Below are 18,116 nucleotides of genomic sequence, written 5' to 3' on the forward strand. Positions count from 1 at the left end.
CATGATCATTTTGAATACTCCGCTCGTTCTTCACCGGACTTCAACCAAACCCATCCCTGTTAGGACTGTGGCAGCCGAAAATGCGCAAATGGCTTGCCATAACGGGAAAATTCGCTAATACGATCAAGCTCAGTTAATTGATCTGCATCCAGCTCAATGGATAAGCTTTTGAAATTTTCCTCCAGCTGCTCAGCGCCTGTAGCTCCAACAATAACGGTTGAAACGACAGGGTTGTGCATCAACCAAGATAACGACAGATTGCCTGGCGTGCAGTCCCACTTGGCAGCCATTTCACTAACGCTTTGACTCAGCTGCAAGCGTTCATTATTTAGGAATTTGCCAAAGTTCGGATCTTTATCGGCCCGTGAGCCTTCAGGAGCGGAACCTATCGATGTATATTTCCCTGTGAGAATACCACCGGCCAGCGGGAAATACGGAATAATGCCCACACCTTGATCCAGAGAAATTGGAACAAGCTCTTGTTCAGGGGTCCGGTCAGCAAGCGAGTAACAAATTTGATGGGAGACAAAACGGTTCCAGCCCTGCCGCTCGCTGATCCCCAATGCTTTCATCAGCTCCCATGCGGCGTAATTGGATGCACCAATGTAACGTACCTTGCCTGAACGAACCATGTCCTCCAGCGTTCTGAGCGTTTCCTCAAGTGGTGTCTCAGGATCAAACGTATGTATTTGATACAGGTCCACATAATCCGTCTTCAGCCGACGTAAACTGTCTTCGAGCTCCTGCTGAAGATGAAACCTCGAGGATCCCCGTTCATTAGGGCCGCTACCACGGACGAGTCCTGCCTTCGTTGCCAATACAACCTCATGTCTCTTACCTTCCAATGCCAAGCCGATAATACGCTCAGACTCGGATTTGGTATATATATTAGCGGTATCGATGAAATTAATGCCCTTGTCTATCGCCTGTCCAATAATCCGAAGCGACTCCTCCTGATCGGCTCTGCCTCCAAAAGCATTGGTCCCCAGTCCGAGTAGTGAAACCTTTAATCCACTATTGCCTAGTTTACGATATTTCATCTGATTGTCCTCCTAAAGATTTCAATTTGGATCGTTTCCATTAATACCATTATACATCAAACGGTTGTGTTGGCGGTAGATCAGCTAAGATCCCTGCTCTTCTCATAACTGCAATCCCTTCTTCTCGTCTTTCAATTTTTCGGATCATTTCAAGTATTTATTAATCACTTTATCATCCCAGACCTGTACTTCTATATATCGTTCCGGTCCCTTACTCCCATCTCGATTCCATTCCTGAGGCATTCCATATTGTTCAATAATTTCAGCCATTTCTTCTATTCGATAAAGCTTTTCCCTGTATGGTTTTCCATCTTTATATCGCATAGTGGGGAATAAATCTCCATATGTAAAGCTAATTATATCCGGTTCAAAATCATTCAAATTTATTTGCAATTCTTTACCTTCTTTATACCACTGTTTAATCCAGGTGCACGGGCCTAATGTCATATAATGAGGGAAATTTTTTGTCGGTTTTCCGCCTTTATGGACGAACATCATTTTTGCCTTCTCTTCCAAGTCCCGACGAATTAACATATAATCATCGGAACGTTTACTAGCAAACACCAAACCTTCTTGTTTGAGCTTAGTCATTATTTCATTGGCTTCTTCCGGGGGTTGTTCAGATAAATTCTTGAAGGGACCGAGCTCTGACTCGTAATAATGGTACAGATAATAATTCTTCATTCGAATCGCCCCTTAGGGTTTGAATAATCCAATTAGGTCTTATGGGAGCACGGTATTCACAGAGGTGAATGTCTTCTACGAATACTCGTCAAATATTCACAACATGCTTTATTTCCTCGTAAGCTTCTTTCAACCATGGATGTACGACCTTAAGTGTGTCCTTGCGCTGCCATTAAAAATCAATATATGAAAAAGCCCCGTGAGTTAATGAAATAGTCAAGCTTCTGTTAAGCTCTTGAATATAGGGTGGTTCGCCTGGTTGATCCCAAGCTATCTTGTCTGCAACGAATACTACTTGATCAAGTAACGTAGAATGAGCTCTTAAAGTAGTATGACAGCCCACCGCATCCAATATCTCTGTATCTGTAATCTTAAAGATATCTCTTGCCATAACTTTAGAAAGCTTCTGATGAATAATCATTGGAAAAATCTCTTCTTCAGGTAAAATTTCAATCTGCAACTCTCTCGACACAGCGATTCGCTGATTGTTTGGAAAGACTATACTAATATCGTGTAACCATCCGGCAATTTCGGCTGCATCGGGATCCGCTTCATAAATCAAAGCTAACCTCCGAGCTTCTGCACCTACATCCATGCAATGTTCTGCTGTTTTGGTGCAGTTATGGGTCGATAGAAACAATTGAATATCCTGCTTGAGATCACCTGTAAATTCGATATTTTGGGTAAGGTTTCTAAAAATTGAATGCATGACAGCACCACCTCGATCATTATAATTTGTATTAACGGGAGAACAGGTTCATCCTGAGCTTCTACTATTTTGCATAGCACTGTAATTGGTGATCTTCTATAAATGCTATATTTCTTCTATTTCTTGAATATATCATTATATCTCCCAATAATAAGTAAAATGATTAAAAATATGTAAAGGTGATTTCCAATTCCATGGTATCCCCCCTACCTAATCATCGTCAAGTTTTATAGCATCATACCGCAGGGATTGGATGAAGAACGATAAGTATCTCACGCTTGGAGATGTGGTGTACCCAAATAACGATAAAAACCAGGCCAATTTATGACTGATGTTAAAAATAATCTATTGAGTATTATTCTGGTGGGATATATACTACAAGTGAAGTTTCCAGAGATATCCTTTTCGGAAACTATAATTATTCATAGTTTTGTAAGCGAATACATAGTTGGGAAGGAGGATTAGGCTCCAACCGATATAAGTACGAAATTGCAAAATGCCCTCTAATTTTGAAAGGAGAAATGCAACATGAGACAACCAAAACGGTTGTTGGCATTACTGATGTCTTTAGTTGTATTATTTGCAATAGTTCCGATCACTGCCTCTGCTGAACAAGCGGATAACTTGACATGGAAGTCGATTGTATTCGGACAGTCTACAGATCTTTCCTTTGCGCCTAACGTGTTACCGGGTAAGGAGGGAACTAACTATGCCACTCCGCAACAACCGGGCACAATCAATGGCACAATCGTCTTGGAAAGTCGTGGTGGAAAAATCGCTCCAGGGCACGACGGAATGACATTCTACTACACGACATTGAATCCAAAAATACATAACTTTGTGCTTCAAGCAGATGTTACGATCGAACAGTTTGGGCCTGAAACGAGCTCTGGACCCAATGGCCAGGAAAGTGCAGGCCTTATGGTTAGGGATATTAATGGAGGACCACGTCAGGATCCTATGATTGTAGGCTACGAAGAGGTTCCTGCTGCATCTAACTTTGCCGCTGTCGGTGCGATGCGTGTATCGAGCGCTGAAAAGAGCAAGGTTAGAATTAGTTCACTTGTAAGAACAGGAGTTCAATATCCTTGGGGGAATCTGGGGGGTAATGCAACAATAACAGCTTTTAATACAAACACCGCCTATGATGTGCCAGTTGGAGCTTCAACTATCGGGAAGCCGGTAAGACTTAAGCTTGAAAGAACAAATGACAAATTTATTATGACTACTACATTTACACATGTGACTCCACCAGTAGAATTTAAAAAAGAAGTATCGGGATCTGACCTGGTTCAGGTGATAGATCCTGATAATATGTATGTAGGCTTCTATGTTGCTAGAAATGCCAAAATGATCGTTGAAAACGCAAGCCTGACCTTAAGTGCAGCAAATACGGTTCCAACTCCGGTAACTCCGCCCGCTGCCGTCAATGCTTCCATGAATATCGTGTCGGCGCCCCAATCCGGATCTTCTTCATATGATCTCAAGACATTGGCTAATTTCAACGGAACCCTCACCGTTACTAAAGATGGAGCTGCAGTTGTAACCGACGCAGCAGTGAAAAAAAATGAACCCTATGTATTCAATACTTCATTGGATAAAGAAACAACCGGTTTCAGTGTAACGTACACACCAACAGGAGCTCCCTCAAACGCTCCGATCACCAAAACAATTACAGTCACCAAGAAAATTTACAATATGGGTGCAGGGCTATATGTTTCACCTACAGGTACTACTACAGCAACCGGAACCATCAACGATCCGATGGATTTGGCAACAGCGATCCGATATGTACTTCCAGGTGAAACCATCTTTATGCGTGGAGGAACGTACACCCCATCAGCGACGATAAATATTGGAAAAGAATACAGTGGAGTTAAGGATAAAATAAAAACATTAACTGCCTATAATGGTGAAAAGGTGCTGATCGACGGACAGGGGAAACTCAGTAACGTACTTCAGCTAAACGGCGACTATTGGCGTATAAATGGAATTCAAATTACAAAAGCGACCTCTGGTGGGATGAGAGTAAGCGGAGATAATAATATTGTGGAGCAAATGCTGTTCAACTTTAACGGAGATACGGGTCTTCAAATTAGTGGCAGCGGTACGGACCCGGATTTTTGGCCAAAAAACAATCTCATCTTAAATAGTGAATCACATGATAATCGGGATATTAGTGATGAAAATGCGGATGGTTTTGCAGCTAAACTAGGTGTTGGCGTTGGAAATGTTTTTAGAGGAAATATCGCGCATCACAACATTGATGACGGCTGGGATTTATATAACAGAACCAATGAAGGCCCTAATATGCCGATTACATTGGAAGGAAATATAGCCTACTCCAATGGCAAGCTAAGCAACGGCTATAACAAAGACGGGAACGCGGGTAACGGATTTAAAATTGGCGGTGAAGGCTTGCCTGTTCCGCATATCGTCAAAAACAATATTGCATTTGATAATAACATGGATGGATTTACGGATAACTTCAATCCAGGTAAATTTGTTATCGAGAACAATACATCGTTTAACAATAAAAGATTTAACTTTATCTTTAGACTAAATCCGTATTTCAAAGCTGAGGACATGGGAATATTTAAAAACAACCTTTCCTTTAGAACAGTGACGGAGAGTACTTATAAAGATTCCAATTCTGGAACAGTGACGGTGAGTACTTATAAAGATTTTATTTCCGGAAAAGTGGATGCAACCGACTTCTTTTTTGACGGACAAAAAACAGTGAACAGCAATAACCGTGTTGTCACTGCGGCTGATTTTGTAAGCCTAATCATTCCTGATAAGTTTGAAAGAGACGCAAACGGTTTTATTAAGAGCGATTTCCTGAAAGTTGCCACTAACAGTGCACTGAGAACGGCAGGTACGAATGGTAGTTATGTCGGGGCTCTAGTTACTGTTCCTTCTACTCCAACGGGATTGACAGTAAGTACGGGATATAAACAAATTCCACTTACTTGGGACAGTGTAATGGGAGCAACCTACTATAACGTTTACCGCAGCACCGACAATATAAACTTCACCAATGTAAAAACGACAACAACGCCTGGGTATACGGATAGCAGTTTGATGGACTTCGTATACTACTATTACAAGGTGTCTGCTGCTAATTACCTTGGCGAAAGCGCAAGTTCGGCAGTCGTAAGTGGGCGAACGCTAGTACTCGATAATTCACCATCGTCTGGGTCTTCTTCAACATCGACAGGCGGTGGTACAACCAACACTGGTAGTCAGTCGGGCTCCGATCCACAAAAAACAACCGTAGGCAGCAAAGCTGCGGATAAAGTGATCATGGATGCAGTCAAATTAAGCAAGGCTATTGAGTCTTTATCTGCAAACGAACCCAAAATCAGCATCGAAGTGAAAGGTACTGAACAAGTGTCAATCGTGCAAGTTCCAGCCGCTTCATTCTCCGAAGCTGGATCGAAAGTACCTAACGCCTATCTGTCCATCAAAGCTAACGGAGTCACTTACGACTTGAAAGTGAAAGCGCTTGACGTAAGTGCACTTGCCAAATCACTTGGTGTGGATGTGAAAGATGTAACAGTAAATATCATCATTGAAAAAGTAAGCGGCGAAACGGCAACCGCGATCGAAGCGAATGCGAAAAAAGAAGCACTTACCACGTTAACAGGAGCTTTCGACTTCAGCATAACAGTTGAAGCGAACGGTAAGTCGCTGAACGTCACTGACTTCGGCAAAATATATGTATCCAGATCGTTCGATGTATCTGGCTCCGTAGACACGAACAAAACATCGGGCGTCCTATACGACCCGACCAATGGTACCATGTCGTTCGTTCCGACCCTTTTCACAAAGAACGGTAACAGCACGACAGTTACGATCAAACGTCCGGGCAACAGTATTTATACCGTGATAACGGCGGACAAAACATTCGCAGACTTGAAAGGCCACTGGGCGAAAGCTGATGTCGAGCTGCTTGCATCTAAGCTGCTTGTGAAGGGTTCGAGCGACACGGCATTTGCACCGCAAAACCAAATTACCCGTGCCGAATTTGCAGCCTTGCTTGTTCGTGCAGCAGGTCTTACGGAAGAAGCAACAACGAAATTCCCTGATGTAACAGCCAACGATTGGTTTGCAGGCGCAGTAGGTGCCGCATCGAAAGCCGGCCTCATAGATGGGTTCGAAAATGGTACCTTCCAACCGAGTGCTACAGTCACACGTGAACAAATGGCTGTAATGATTTCTCGTGCAATCGAATTTACTGGTAAGAAAGGTGACTCGGATGGAAAGAAACTAGCAGCATTCGAGGACAATTCCAACATCGCCGTATGGGCTAAAGATGCAGTAGCTACTGCAGTTAACGCAGGAATTGTCAATGGCACGACGGACAAAACGTTTGCGCCAAGCGGTCAAGCAATCCGCGCTGAAGCCGTGGTTATGCTCAGCCGTTTGCTGAAATTCCTAGAGTTCATGAATTAATCCCCCATAGGCGCAGTTGTACAAGCAAAAGCAGGCGAAAATGATTCGCCTGCTTTTCTTTATACTTATGTGCCACATCTTCACTCAACCCTTGATTACACGCCCGAATAAGCCATAAATCCGCCATCCACCGGCACCGTAATACCGGTCACAAAGCCGGACAGATTAGAATCTGCCAGCCAGAGCAGAGTGCCCAGCAGATCGTCAGGAGTACCGAATCGTCTCATAGGCGTATGTGTGATGATTTTGTGCGATCTTTCCGTTAACGAGCCGTCTTCGTTCGTCAGCAGCTTCTTATTTTGCTCAGTCAGGAAAAAGCCCGGTGCAATCGCGTTAACTCGAATTCCGGAATCAGCCATATGTACAGCCAGCCATTGGGTAAAGTTTTCGATAGCGGCCTTCGCTGCGCTGTATACAGGTACCTTGGTCATCGGGCTTGGTGCACTCATGGAGGACATGTTGATCACCACCGCGCCAGGTCGATTTATCATATTTTTCGAAAATATTTGTGTCGGCAAAATCGTCCCCAGAAAATTCAAATTGAATACATATTCAATGCCTTCCTGGCTCAAGTCGAAAAACGTCTTCAGCTCTTTGTTGTCAAGATCCTCAATCCTCAATGTTTCATTGGTTGTGATGCCCTTTGGATGATTGCCTCCTGCGCCATTAATCAGAATATCGCAGATGCCGAGCTGTTCGGTGACCTGCTTCTCTGCTGCTTTTACACTTTCGATATCGACCACATTACAAGCGACCGCAATAGCTGTGCCTCCAGCTTCACGGATTGCAGCAGCAACAAGCTCGCCTTTGTCCACCGTACGATTGAGGACAGCCACCTTGACGCCTTGACGTCCAAGCTCTTTGGCCATCGCCGAGCACAGCACTCCGCTTCCTCCGGTGATAACAGCAACTTTTCCTTTTAAATTCTCATTAATAGTGATCATACCCTTGCCCCCCGTTTCGTTCTCTCCAATGAATCCCAAATCCCCCATAGGTACATAATGCCGAGTGCACGATCGTACAGACCATAACCTGCCCTGCATTTCTCATCCCAAATGTGTCGACCATGATCCGGTCGCGCGTAACCTGTGAAGCCTTTCTCATGGTAAGCCTTCACGATATCGCAAATATCTACGGTTCCGTCAGAAGCTCTGTGCGAGGTTTCGATGAAATCACCATTCTCATAGAGCCGTACATTACGAATATGAGCAAAAGGAATCCGATCGGCAAACTCTCTGACCATCTCAGCAACATTATGGTTCGGGTTCACGCCAAGAGAACCGCTGCACAGCGTCACACCGTTATACGGATTATCGACGAGCTTCAAAAGCTTGCGGATGCTGTCCGGACCCGTCATAATTCTCGGCAAGCCAAAAATCGACCACGGCGGATCATCCGGGTGAATCGCCATCTTGATGTCGTTGGCTTCCGCCACAGGAATAATTTGCTCCAGAAAATATTGCAGGTTATTCCACAGGTCTTCTTCGGTTACGTTCTTATACGACTCGAATACCGAGGACAAGTGAAGCAATCGGGATGGCTCCCAGCCTGGCATCGTAAAGTCAGGATTCTCGTTGATTTTCTGCACCAAATCCATGGGGTCCATAGCATCAACCATCGCTTTTTCATAAAATAACGCAGTGGAGCCGTCCTCCAGCTCTTTGAACAGATCGGTGCGAATCCAATCGAATACAGGCATGAAGTTATAGCAGATCACCTTCACGCCTACCTTCGCCAGCTTCTCAATCGTACGTTTGTAATTCTCAATGTAACGGTCCCTTGTCGGCAATCCCAGCTTAATATCCTCATGGACATTAACGCTTTCAACTACCTCCAGATGGAAGCCGTAAGGATCAGCCAGTTTTTTGTACGCCAAGATGTCCTCCATTGGCCATTCTTCGCCTGCGGGCAGATGATGAAGCGCCCATACAATGCCTTCAACTCCGGGAATTTGCTTGATTTGCGGCAGGGTTACGGTATCATTGCCTTCTCCATACCATCTAAATACCATTCTCATCCTGATTCCTCCAAACTTTTAACAGCTAATCTTACTGATATGACTAGTATACTAGATTAAATATAGTTTTGAATACGTTTTCTTTAAAAAAGATAAGTCCGCTGAAAAACGAGTCCAGCAGGACTTATACACCGATTATTCGCCGGTCTTTTTACAGCTTAATGATGCTATTTAAAGTATCCGGGATACTTCTGTTTTAATTCCTCTTTTTCAATGACAACCCGCTCCAAATGATCTCGTAAGACCTGTTCCGCTGCATCAGGATTTTTGTCCTTGATCGCTTGAACAATGCCACGATGCTGGGAAAGGATGATTTTCCAGTCATGATTCGTAGCCAATCTCAAAAAACGAATTCGGTTATAATGCGTCGTAACCTGCTGAATCAGACCCCAGGTGCGGGTCCTTCCGCAGCCTACAATAATGGAGCGATGAAACTCCTCGTCCAACTCGAACAGACGTTCATAATTTTCTTCGGATTCACACAGCTCCTGCAGCGCAATCAGGTTGTGGAGATGCAACACCTGCTCGCTGGTCAGCTTAACACAAGCCTCGCGCACAATCGCGGATTCCAGAGTTTCTCTGAGAAATCTGGCTTCCTCCGCATGCTGCAAATCAATCAGTGAAATCACGGAGCCTTTTTGCGGCGTGGTTTCAATCAATTCATCCTGTGACAATTTAACAAGCGCCTCGCGAATGGGCGTTCGGCTGACCTGTAGCATTTCTACCAGCTCTTTTTCCGAGATTAAGCGTCCAGGCTCCAGCTTTAATTCCATAATATCTTTCTTCAGGTTTTCGTACACATGATCCCGAATGAGCCCCTTCTTATCTTTTAAAGTTGTTAATAGAGTAGCCATTTAAAAACCTCCCGGGCTCATTCGAGCTCATGCTGTATGGTATACGAATGCAAAAGAACCATGTGACGGATGATCCATGCAATGCGGTTTTCTGCTCAGTATTCATCATTATTATATACGAATACTTGTCAACGACATAGCAGAATTATATTCTGACCATCCCTTTAGTAAATCGTACGGTTATGCTCGTCAGGGATACCCGATTTGCGGAGAAAGTAAGTGTTGATGATATCCCGCCATTCTTTGGCATGCTCAGCTTGTCCTGTTAAACGTGTTAGCACCTGTTCGTAACGATTGGTATCTACTTTGTCTTGAAGCGAGCTCCACGCCTGCACAAGATGTGACGCTTGTTCCACCCCTAAAAAATGAGTGTCATATATATGCTGGATGACCGTTTTACCGGATTTCAGCTTATGCGTATAAGGAACAAGGTGGAAAAATAAAAGCAATTCGTCCGGGCAGCTTTCCACCGATTCATACAGATCGGATTGTGGACGATGATACTGAGCGGTATAGCCTGTACCGGATTGGACTGTCCGATTTACGCCAATGCCCTGGTTATCTGCAAAATGGTACGTTCCCCATTTCGAATATTCATATCCATCCACATTGGGACCATAATGATGGCTTGGGTTCACCATCCAGCCGACGCCCAGCGGAGCTGTATAATTCTCGTAAATACCCCATGAGTCAAGCATGATGCGGGATATCGTCTCCACCACTGCTGGGTCGCTGCCAAAGGTTAAAACAATCCATTCCTTCACAATTTGCTCAGAGGTAAGAGCGGGATTCCAGGTCAGACGACCGAAGCCGTACAGGTTGGCCTGGGCCAGAATATGGCCGGTCCAGTTCATATCGTCACCGATATTGGATACCGCTGCGATACCGCCCAGCTTTCTGCCGAACAACGAGCCGCTAGCGATCTCTGCAATCGTTGAGCCGCTCCCTTTGGCATGGGTGTCGAAATCCAGCACCTCTTTCCACTGAGGCACCAAAAAACACACATGCTTTTGCTGTCCTGTATATTCCTGCGTAATTTGCAGCTCCAGCACTTGGTTTGTGTTCGGCAGCACCCCGAGCAGTGGTGAGACAGGCTCGCGAACTTGAAAATCCATAGGACCGTTCTTCACCTGCAAAATCACATTATCAAGGAATTTTCCATCCAACGGTTTAAAGTGATCATGCGCCGCTTTGGCTCTGTCGGTCGATCTGTCACGCCAATCCTGAAGGCAGTTGTATACGAAGCATCGCCAAATGACGAGACCTCCGTGAGGCTCCAATGCCTCCGCAAGAACGTTGGCACCATCAACATGATCGCGGCCATAGGTGAAAGGACCGGGACGGAATTCAGAGTCGGCTTTAACCAGAAAACCACCGAAGTCTGGAATCTGCTTATAAATATCGGCTGCTTTATCAGACCACCACTGCTTTACGCCAGGATCGAGTGGATCAGCAGTAGACAAGCCGCCGATCTGGATCGGACTGGCATAGTTGATGCTGAGAAAAATCTGGATGCCATAGGCCCGAAATACATCCGCAATGCGGGCCACATCCGGCAGCAATGCTTCGGTAATTAGCCTGGACTCCACTTCGTGAACGTTGACATTATTGATCGAGATGGCATTGATGCCGATCGAAGCGAGCAGTCGGGCATAGTCACGAATACGCTTCATATCGGTAACGACTTGATTGTTATGGTAAAATATCGTTTTTCCGGCATATCCACGTTCAATGCTGCCGTTCATGTTATCCCACTGGTTGATCATCCGTAAGCCGTTTTTAGGATTTTCAACAATGTACAGATCATTCAGACTTTCACCGCTCTGCAGCAGTCTTAAAAAGTGAAATACTGCATACAGTGCACCCTTGTCGCTTTTACCTGCCAACAAGATAGCCTTACGATTAGGAAGATCCACGGTTTGGATGACGTAGCCCTCATCCTGCAGCGTGGCCGAGATTTGCAAGTCAAGGATAGCATCGATATCCGCCATATGACCCAGTACTCCCAAGTAAATAGCAGAAGATTGCTGTGCTTCCGCTGAACGAGCAACGGTGGTTCCAAGAATAGAAGTAATGCCTTCCGACAGCTCTCTTGCCGCGGTTTCCATTACAACAGATCGATCTGCTGCGGTCACGAGGCTGGAGCACCAAGACTGGTACTCCTTCCGTTTGATATGATCCTCTACAGGTGCTAGACGAAGCCAGCATTCATATCCGTTGTGCTCTTTCAATAAAGCCATCCCGCTTCCTCCTGACATGATTTATTTCTTTTGAGCTTTGGCATAAGCATCCGCATATTCTTGTGCGGCTTGGTCTCCGCCAGCCTTTTTATATTTCTCGATCGCTGCTTTCCAACCAGCTTCGTCTATTTTGCCCATGATATACTTGACCTTGGCATCTGTTAATGTAGTCAGCAGTTCCTGCCCCTTCGTCGTCCAGGTCGGAGAAATCAGCACCATCGTCGGATCAACGACTGCATACTTGCTGTTATCAGCTTCTACGTCTAGTTGTTTCTTCACCATAGGATCCAGCTGGCCCGGAGTTTTGATAGCTTCCAGCGGAACGGTAACCAACGGTTTGTTATACGGAAATCCGACTTCGTTATCGTAGGTTTCCTGATTCGTGCGGACCGCTTTACCGTCTTTCAGATCATAATGCTTGCCCTGAATTCCCCACTCCAACAAATCGGCCATCGGTTTATCGGACAATTTATCTATAAAGCCCAACAGCTGTTTTAATTCCGCTTCAGTTTTAACGCTTGCTTTAGGGAACATCAGAATTCCGTTAGAGCCGCGTTCCCCTTGAACAAACTTGCCTTTTGGCCCTTCCAGCGCACTCGATGGTTCCAAGATTCCGTTCGGGTTATGGCTTTGAACTCGGCTTTGGAAAGCGATCAGGTTGTTGGTAGCTGCACTAATAACACCTGCCTTGCCGTTTTCCAAATCCCCTTCGTTTTTCGGAATATCAATTGAAGCGAAATCCTGATTCATTAATTTTTCATCATACAATTTCTTCGTAAACTTCAGACTTTCCAGATATTCAGGCGTTTCTTCAGCCTTGATGAACTTGCCGTCCTTCACACCCCAAGTGTATGGTGCACCGAACAAGACCCCAAAATCCGGGCTTAAGGATGAATTCTTGATCATCGCCGTAATACCAAATGTATCATTTTTTCCATTTTTGTCGGGATCGTTATTTGTAAAGGCTTTTAACATGTTATATAAATCGTCAACCGTCTTAGGCTGCTGCAGCCCTACATTATCCAACCAGTCTTTGCGATAAGCAAATGTATATCGGGAAATCGGACGATACCTCGGTACTCCAAATACTTTGCCGTCAATCTTGATATTGTCGTAGACCAACTGCGGCATTTGCGCCAAATTTTTATAATCTTTTATAAAAGGTGTAATATCCCAAAAGGCTCCGCTTTGTACGGCGCTGATCAGATACGATTGGCTCGGGGTTCCACAGCTTGCAATAATTTGCGGCAGATCGCCGGAAGCAATCATAACCGGAAGCTTGCTGCAAAAGTCATTACTGGATATGGCGCTAATCTGAAGCTTCGTATTCGTGTATTTCTCTATTTCCGTTTGAGCCGTGTTTCCAGGCTGCGGAAACTCCTTACCGTCAAAATTCAGTACCATTTTAATAGGTAAAGGTGCCGTTGCTCCTGGAGCTGCTGTACCTTGTGCTGGTGCGCTGGTTTTGGAATCGCCGCATCCGGCTAATACGGATGTCACGATGAGGGCTGCTGCTGTGAGTGTGCCTAATTTTTTAACTTTAACTGCTTTCATGTTAAGTCCTCCGAGTTGTAATTTTTTTTAACCTTTTACTGAGCCCATTAAGGCACCCTTGGCAAAATGCTTCTGCAGGAACGGATAAACGATCATAATAGGAATCGTGGACACGACGATAACCGCCATTTTCACGGATTCACCATAGAAGGCCACCGATTCGCCGCCATCGCCTAAACCGCCGGACGCCAACACAACGATCTGTCTGAGCAGTACCTGGACCGGCCATTTATCCGGTGTATTGATGAACATAATCGCATTGAAATATTGATTCCATATACCAACGGCATAAAACAAACCAAAAGCGGCGAGCGACGGCAGCGAAAGAGGTAAAACGATTCTTAACAACACAACAATCTCATGAGCGCCGTCCATCTTGGCGGATTCGATCAGCTCGGTCGGCACGCTGGAAAAGAAATCTCGTAATATGATTAAATAAAAAGCGCTAACCAAGCCGGGAATCATAAGCGCCCACAGCGAATCAATCATATGCAGCTCTTTGACCACGAAATAAGTGGGAATAAGTCCGCCTTGAAAAAGCATAGTGAATAACACGAGCAGCATGATTTTGCTTCGGCCGGGAAGCTGCTTATAAGACAGTGAATACGCCATCAATGCAGTCGTAAGCAAGCTTAGAGCTGTTCCCAGCAAGGTAATGTAAATCGAAACGCCTAAGCTTCTCACAAATGTTTTCGTGGAGAAGATGTAGCGGTACGCGTCCAGATTATAATCACTCGGCCATCCCGAGGTATCTGCAGAGAAAGAAGTGATAATGACGTATACGAAAGGTAAAAACGTAAGCAAGCCGATCAATCCAAGTAGGACGTAATTGCACATTTCGAATATTTTTTCACCAAAAGTCTGATTGTGATGCATGGTGCTCTCCACCTTTGCTTAATATATTCCCTCTTCGCCAAACCATTTGGCGATCTTGTTTGCCATGAGCACCAGGACGAGTCCCACCACTGATTTGAACAGCCCGACCGCAGCGCTATAACTGAATTGGCCTTGCTGTAAACCAACGCGGTACACATAAGTATCAAACACTTCGCCGACTTCACGGTTAACCGAATTGACCATCAGGAAGATCTGCTCAAATCCCAGATCAAGAAAGCTTCCAAGTCTCAGGATGAAGAGAATCACAATAACGCTTCGAATCGCCGGCAGCGTCACATGCCAAAGCTGCTGAAACCGATTCGCGCCATCCATACGGGCGGCTTCATATAATTGCAGGTTCACTCCAGCGAGGGCTGCCAGGAAAATAATCGTACCCCAGCCCGCGTCTTTCCATATCATTTGAATAACAATCAAAGGCCGGAACCAGTATTCGCTAGTTAAAAATTCAGCAGGTTGATGCCCCAGCCCTATTAATATCTGATTAATGATACCGCCCTCTGTAGTCAGCAGCACGTAAGAGATACCGGCAATAACTACCCACGAAAGGAAATGCGGAATATAAACAAGGGTTTGCACAAATCGTTTGAACATCTCTCTGCGTACTTCATTCAGCAGCAAAGCCAGAACAATGGTTATCGGGAAAAATATTAAAAGGCTGTACAGCCCGATAACGATTGTGTTTCGGAATAGCATCCAAAACTCCGGCATCCCGAAAAACCGTTTGAAATGCGCCAATCCGACCCATTCGCTTTGCATCAATCCGGCAAAAGGCTGGTAATTTTTGAATGCCATGATTACGCCCCACAAAGGGACATATTTAAATAGAAAGAAATAAATAATCCCGGGAACCATAAACAAATATAACCAGCGGTATTTCCACATTTCTCTCATGACCAGCTGTACCTGCATGATGTTCTTCACCTCATCCTGTTTGAATTCTGCAGCTGTCCTTTAATCACTCTCAGCCCATGGTTGACGAACCGATACTACAGTTTCCCCTGACTCTATTGCCTGCTGAATCAACATCCCGATGTAATGATCTTGGGACGCTTCTGGCAGTCCATAGAAACTTGGTCCGCCTGCGGCGTAATCAGCCATTTTTTTCAGGCAGGCTGCAATGGCGATCTCATCGTCATACAGCCTTGCAGGCAAAAAAGGATTTTCGTATACCCAACGTTCTCCCGCCATAATACCCTTAAGGAAGTAACCCTCTGCATTCTCATATTCACCCTTGTTGATGCGCTTTAATTCCGATTGAATCTGCGTGCAGGAAGCGTCCTGTATGCTGATACGGTTATCGAATATTTCTCCGCGCTCTCCCCTGATGCTCATATGATTGGAACGTGTCCATGAACGATGCTGATCCTTCGTAAAATCGTAAATACCGAGCTTGCCGCCAAAATCCAGCCAGGCTAAATCTCTCTCGGATTTGACTAATTTATCCTCTGTAGGAGGACCGCTGCGGTTAGGACCGGCAACCCAATTGGATTCAAATCGCATCGCCTTTATTTTGACTTCCTCAAAGCGGACTCCGAGCATTTTCCGAATTAAGCTTACAGCATGATAAAATTGAGTGATGGATACAGTCACCTGATTCACGCTGCCTAATTGTCCTGACTGAATAATAGCTGTCCGTGCTTCTTGTACCGGATGAAACTGATACTGCTCGGCTACTTGAATCCGCGCTCCATGGCGGACAAGCTTGTCGTATACTTGGTATAAACCGTCAAGATTGGGAGCCGGAGGCGTTTCCGCAAGTACGGGTATGCCTCGCTCTGTCAGCTCCACCATATAATCGAAAGCAGCGGATGCACTTACGGATAATACAACGAAATCCGGCTGTTCATTTGCCAAAAGCTGTTCCAGATTTCGATAGGTCGCTACATGCCATTGTTCTTCCATGTCCCGACCTTTGGATTCGTCACGAACAACCATTCCACTGATACGAAATTGCTCTGGCAGTGCTTGCGCTATTCTCAAAAAATATTGTGCGCGAAATCCGCTGCCGCCAATGATGCTGAAAGTTGCTGGTTTTCCCATCGATTCCACCGCCTTTTCCTTTAATAGTGGTTTAAACAATCTCTATATATGAAAATGAATCAAAATCAGCATGTTTTCGGGTCCCACTTAAATCCTGAGCGCACATGCCGATAAAGGTTCCCGTAAAACGAATATAATCAGGAAAATCATCCGATAAGTGACAAATGTCTATGACTGGACCGATAGCTGTCCATTCTGCACCTTCGGCTGCATAATAAAACTGCAGCGTTTCGCGATTGATAATTGCTTTTAGCTTACACCGTGTGATGTTCTGCAGTGGGATATCGCTATCCAACAGCTCATCATACACGCCATTGACCGATTGAATAATCCCCAAGCATTTCCCATGTGTCTCATGGTGAGTAATCCGTAAATAGATGTAATCCTCCGTATCGTAGTAAAGAATCAAACCCGCCATCTGCTGGAAATTATTAGGTTCAAATTCCACTACGGTTTCAGCTTCGCAATGAAATGCTTGCTGCCTGCGGGCTACAAGACTTTGCCTATGAAGTGAGCTCATCGATTCCATACCCTTCAGACGCAGAAACCCAGGTCGCTCGGTCAAGGAAAGCCAATCCGGTTCCGGGGCAATCCGCAGTGTATTCCACACGACGCCAAGACTCGCAGCATCAAAATCATCCACTGCAGGTTCCGCTTCAAACGCAAACGGCTCGATCCTCGGAGCCTTAACGCTGGATTGTGGCCAATTGCCCTCATCAACCCTAAGCCAATGATCCTCCGTCCAATAACAGCGCTGTAAAGCTGTCTCTCTACCTAAATTGCAGTATTTATCCTTAACCGGTCTGGCACATAGATGGGCTAAATACCATTCTCCGGTATGTGTTTCCACCAACGAGCCATGCCCCGCTTTTTGCAGCTCCAAATCCGGTTTACCGGCGGATGTGAGGATGGGATTGGTTGGGTCCACCTCGTAGGGTCCTTCAATGGACTCAGCTCTCGCCATCGTCACCGCATGGTTATATTGGGTACCGCCTTCAGCGGTCATTAAATAATAAAACCCGTTCTTTTTGTACAAATGCGGCCCTTCGGTGAGCTTAAGCTCCGTCCCTTTGAAAATATTGATGACCGGACCGATCAGCTTGCGTTCTTTCACTGAATATTCCTGCAGCGCTGTGCCTGCGAATTTATTGTTTCCTTTGCGATGATCCCACAGCATATTGACCAGCCATTTTCGTCCATCGTCATCATGAAAAAGCGAAGGATCGAATCCGCTGCTGTTCAGAAAAATGGGTTCCGACCACGGGCCCATAATATCAGGAGCGGTTACCATATAATTATGGGTATCCTTAAATGCCCCTTTTCTGCTCTTCACATCCGTAAATATTAAATAGAAAAGACCCTCATCATAGGTTAGGCAGGGAGCCCATACGCCGCCTGAATTGAGCTCCCCCTCCATGTTCAGCTGTGAAATACGGTTCAAGGGTCGAGTTAAAAGCCGCCAATGCACCAGATCCTTCGAATGATGAATCTGAACACCAGGAAACCACTCGAACGTCGAGGTTGCGATATAATAATCTTCTCCAACTCTAAGAATGGAAGGATCGGGATTAAATCCTTTCAAGATCGGATTCGAAATCGTCTGCATGGTAGGTAGGCCTCCTC

General features: G+C 45.2%; 12 protein-coding genes and 1 pseudogene. 1 reads left to right on the forward strand and 12 read right to left on the reverse strand.

From position 1 onward, the window contains the following. Positions 1–59 precede the first annotated feature (59 nt). The 3 genes and pseudogenes from BM210_RS03590 to yqeK all read right to left on the reverse strand — a co-directional run bounded on the left by BM210_RS03590 (position 60) and on the right by yqeK (position 2,433). Entirely contained in the window at positions 60–1,040 is a 981-nt protein-coding gene (locus tag BM210_RS03590) for an aldo/keto reductase (RefSeq protein ID WP_091164430.1), read from the reverse strand. A gap of 144 nt (positions 1,041–1,184) precedes the next feature. Further along, positions 1,185–1,724: a hypothetical protein gene (locus BM210_RS03595; protein ID WP_091164432.1), complete on the reverse strand. Its 540-nt coding sequence runs from the start codon at positions 1,722–1,724 to the stop codon at positions 1,185–1,187. 88 nt (positions 1,725–1,812) lie between these two features. Beyond that, positions 1,813–2,433 (reverse strand): annotated as a pseudogene (gene yqeK / locus BM210_RS03600) (bis(5'-nucleosyl)-tetraphosphatase (symmetrical) YqeK). 528 nt (positions 2,434–2,961) lie between these two features. On the opposite strand from yqeK, the gene BM210_RS03605 reads away from it, so the two are divergent. Then, entirely contained in the window at positions 2,962–6,891 is a 3,930-nt protein-coding gene (locus BM210_RS03605) for an S-layer homology domain-containing protein (protein ID WP_091164435.1), read from the forward strand. A 95-nt stretch (positions 6,892–6,986) separates the two neighbouring features. Here BM210_RS03605 and BM210_RS03610 read toward each other — a convergent pair whose 3' ends face one another. From BM210_RS03610 to BM210_RS03650, 9 genes are all read right to left on the reverse strand, one after another. Continuing rightward, positions 6,987–7,835: an SDR family oxidoreductase gene (locus BM210_RS03610; RefSeq protein ID WP_091164437.1), complete on the reverse strand. Its 849-nt coding sequence runs from the start codon at positions 7,833–7,835 to the stop codon at positions 6,987–6,989. Then, positions 7,832–8,908 carry a mannonate dehydratase gene (uxuA, locus tag BM210_RS03615; protein ID WP_091164438.1) on the reverse strand — a complete coding sequence of 359 codons (1,077 nt, stop codon included), beginning with the start codon at positions 8,906–8,908 and terminating at the stop codon, positions 7,832–7,834. Before uxuA ends, BM210_RS03610 begins: the two co-directional genes overlap by 4 nt. A gap of 167 nt (positions 8,909–9,075) precedes the next feature. Beyond that, positions 9,076–9,762, reverse strand: coding sequence for a GntR family transcriptional regulator (locus BM210_RS03620; RefSeq protein ID WP_091164441.1), 687 nt, complete (start codon positions 9,760–9,762; stop codon positions 9,076–9,078). A gap of 164 nt (positions 9,763–9,926) precedes the next feature. Next, a complete protein-coding gene (locus tag BM210_RS03625) occupies positions 9,927–12,002 on the reverse strand; it encodes an alpha-glucuronidase family glycosyl hydrolase (protein ID WP_091164443.1) in 2,076 nt (691 codons plus the stop codon). A 21-nt stretch (positions 12,003–12,023) separates the two neighbouring features. Next, the gene (locus BM210_RS03630; RefSeq protein WP_091164445.1) at positions 12,024–13,556 is read right to left on the reverse strand and encodes an extracellular solute-binding protein; all 1,533 of its coding nucleotides are present in this window, start codon (positions 13,554–13,556) and stop codon (positions 12,024–12,026) included. A gap of 27 nt (positions 13,557–13,583) precedes the next feature. Then, positions 13,584–14,432, reverse strand: a complete 849-nt coding sequence (locus BM210_RS03635; RefSeq protein WP_091164447.1) for a carbohydrate ABC transporter permease — start codon at positions 14,430–14,432, stop codon at positions 13,584–13,586. Between the two features lie 18 nt (positions 14,433–14,450). Further along, positions 14,451–15,362: an ABC transporter permease gene (locus tag BM210_RS03640; protein WP_256223223.1), complete on the reverse strand. Its 912-nt coding sequence runs from the start codon at positions 15,360–15,362 to the stop codon at positions 14,451–14,453. A 42-nt stretch (positions 15,363–15,404) separates the two neighbouring features. Continuing rightward, positions 15,405–16,493 carry a Gfo/Idh/MocA family protein gene (locus BM210_RS03645; RefSeq protein WP_091164449.1) on the reverse strand — a complete coding sequence of 363 codons (1,089 nt, stop codon included), beginning with the start codon at positions 16,491–16,493 and terminating at the stop codon, positions 15,405–15,407. A gap of 31 nt (positions 16,494–16,524) precedes the next feature. Beyond that, positions 16,525–18,099: a glycoside hydrolase family 43 protein gene (locus BM210_RS03650; RefSeq protein ID WP_091164451.1), complete on the reverse strand. Its 1,575-nt coding sequence runs from the start codon at positions 18,097–18,099 to the stop codon at positions 16,525–16,527. Between the last annotated feature and the right edge of the window lie 17 nt (positions 18,100–18,116).

Source organism: Paenibacillus sp. 1_12 (assembly GCF_900114475.1).
GTDB lineage: Bacteria > Bacillota > Bacilli > Paenibacillales > NBRC-103111 > Paenibacillus_S.

Coding starts and splice junctions, on each gene's coding strand:
- BM210_RS03625 (WP_091164443.1), bottom strand. CDS start 12,002: ATGGCTTTATTGAAAGAGCACAACGGATATGAATGCTGGCTTCGTCTA.
- BM210_RS03645 (WP_091164449.1), bottom strand. CDS start 16,493: ATGGGAAAACCAGCAACTTTCAGCATCATTGGCGGCAGCGGATTTCGC.
- uxuA (WP_091164438.1), bottom strand. CDS start 8,908: ATGAGAATGGTATTTAGATGGTATGGAGAAGGCAATGATACCGTAACC.
- BM210_RS03610 (WP_091164437.1), bottom strand. CDS start 7,835: ATGATCACTATTAATGAGAATTTAAAAGGAAAAGTTGCTGTTATCACC.
- BM210_RS03635 (WP_091164447.1), bottom strand. CDS start 14,432: ATGCATCACAATCAGACTTTTGGTGAAAAAATATTCGAAATGTGCAAT.
- BM210_RS03595 (WP_091164432.1), bottom strand. CDS start 1,724: ATGAAGAATTATTATCTGTACCATTATTACGAGTCAGAGCTCGGTCCC.
- BM210_RS03650 (WP_091164451.1), bottom strand. CDS start 18,099: ATGCAGACGATTTCGAATCCGATCTTGAAAGGATTTAATCCCGATCCT.
- BM210_RS03640 (WP_256223223.1), bottom strand. CDS start 15,362: ATGCAGGTACAGCTGGTCATGAGAGAAATGTGGAAATACCGCTGGTTA.
- BM210_RS03630 (WP_091164445.1), bottom strand. CDS start 13,556: ATGAAAGCAGTTAAAGTTAAAAAATTAGGCACACTCACAGCAGCAGCC.
- BM210_RS03590 (WP_091164430.1), bottom strand. CDS start 1,040: ATGAAATATCGTAAACTAGGCAATAGTGGATTAAAGGTTTCACTACTC.
- BM210_RS03605 (WP_091164435.1), top strand. CDS start 2,962: ATGAGACAACCAAAACGGTTGTTGGCATTACTGATGTCTTTAGTTGTA.
- BM210_RS03620 (WP_091164441.1), bottom strand. CDS start 9,762: ATGGCTACTCTATTAACAACTTTAAAAGATAAGAAGGGGCTCATTCGG.